The organism is Phytoactinopolyspora endophytica, assembly GCF_004138495.1.
Classification (GTDB): Bacteria; Actinomycetota; Actinomycetes; order Jiangellales; family Jiangellaceae; genus Phytoactinopolyspora; species Phytoactinopolyspora endophytica.
Genome location: NZ_ML142851.1, coordinates 55,653 through 56,372 on the forward strand (window position 1 = coordinate 55,653; position 720 = coordinate 56,372).

Annotated in this window: 1 protein-coding gene and 1 tRNA gene; both read right to left on the bottom strand. The window is 61.7% G+C overall.

The window, feature by feature from the left end; all coding sequences use genetic code 11:
- Positions 1–30 precede the first annotated feature (30 nt).
- A tRNA-Ala gene (locus ELR45_RS06175) sits at positions 31–106 on the bottom strand.
- Positions 107–427: 321 nt separating this feature from the next.
- Positions 428–568: a DLW-39 family protein gene (locus ELR45_RS34680; protein WP_165367526.1), complete on the bottom strand. Its 141-nt coding sequence runs from the start codon at positions 566–568 to the stop codon at positions 428–430.
- Between the last annotated feature and the right edge of the window lie 152 nt (positions 569–720).

Sequence of the window (720 nt, forward strand, 5' to 3'; positions counted from 1 at the left end):
GATCCGAGATGCGGATCTTGGCGCTTGTACTGGTGGAGACGAGGGGACTTGAACCCCTAACCCCTGCCTTGCAAAGGCAGTGCTCTGCCAATTGAGCTACGCCCCCTAGGGATGACTCGTCCGGTTCGAAGCGGTACCGAGCCTCGACAAGGATAGCGCGTCTCCGCGCTCCGCACCGAATCCATTGATGTATCGGCTCTGTGACCTTGTCCCGAACCCAGGCGTAGGCCGATCTCGGGGTCGGGAAGGCCGACCACGTCACAATCGCGCAATGTCCGGGGCTTCACCCCGGACAGTCACGCCACCCGTTGATCGACCATTGCACGCGAACTCCCCGTGTCGTCCACCGGGCCGGTAAGTCCGGCCGTCTAGAACGATAGGAGCTGACGTCGCGTCAACATCAGCCCCGAAACGCCCGCGCCAGCATTCAAGCCTTGTCGGCAGGAGGAACCGGGTCAGTGGCTTCCGCCCACAGATCACGCTCTTCCTGGCCCGACTGATACCGCCGGTAACCGACATAACCCGCAACCGCAATGAGCGCGGTGAACAAGATCTTCCTCTTGGACACGATGGTCCGCCTCCAGACAGTTCGTTAACCTCAGATCGAGGCTAACGTACGTGTCCGTACGGCGCACACCCGATTGGCAGGAAGAGTCTCAGGTTCCGCCGAGGCGCGTCAGGAAGTCCTGGCCGAAGTGTCACTCCTCGACCTCGACCACG